Genomic DNA, 893 nt, shown 5'->3' on the forward strand with positions numbered 1-893 from the left:
TTCGTCAGTGTAGTCAACGCCATGCTTATCCACGATTTCAGCGACAACTCCCTGCGTAAGGTCAAAACAGACAAGGCCGACTCTATGAAGATTGCCAACTATGCCCTGTCCTTCTGGGCGGAGCTGCGGGACTACTCGCCGGAGGATGAGCCCCGGCAGATGCTGAAAATGCAGAACCGCTTGTATCTGCGCACCAAGAAATCCAGTGTGGTCCTCCGCAACGGCCTGAGCTCCCTGCTGGACCAGACTTTCCCCGGCGTCAACACGCTTTTTGACACCCAGCCCAAGCGTTCCAACGGGCATTTCAAGTGGGTGGATTTTGTGAAACGCTTCTGGCACAAGGACTGCGTGGCGGGCATTTCCCTCGCCGCTTTCTCGGACGCTTACCGCAAATGGTGCGCCAGATCCGGCTATCGCTCCTCTCAGTCTGACGCCGAAAAGTTCCATACCGCCGCCAGAAACGCTGTGGCTACATTTCCCAAAAACGACAGCGCCAAGCTGCTCATCGCTCAGGCCGTGGACAGCCTGAACGCCGTTTACGACGCGCTGTATATCCTGCGGGGCGAGATGCTCCGCTTGGCCTCCCTGCTGCCGGAATTCGATGTGGTCATGGAGATGCAGGGTGCGGGTGAAGTCACTGGGCCGCAGCTCATGGCGGAGATCGGCGATGTGCGGCGGTTTACCCACAAGGGCGCCCTGGTGGCCTTCGCGGGCATGGACGCGCCGCCTTTCCAGTCCGGCACATTCGACTCCAAATCCCGCCGCATCTCCAAGCGCGGATCTCCCCATCTGCGAAAAACCCTATTCATGGTCGCCAGCACAATCCTCCAGCACTCTGACCCGGCCAATCCCATACTTCAGTTCATGGACAAAAAGCGGGCCGAGGGCAAGCA

General features: G+C 58.9%; 1 protein-coding gene. It reads left to right on the top strand.

Annotated features, from left to right (window positions below):
* Positions 1-893: transposase (locus D1159_RS19000; protein ID WP_161847137.1), on the top strand; the 893-nt coding region annotated here is incomplete at both ends.

The organism is Pseudoflavonifractor sp. 524-17, from assembly GCF_009935845.1.
Lineage (GTDB): Bacteria > Bacillota > Clostridia > Oscillospirales > Oscillospiraceae > Pseudoflavonifractor_A.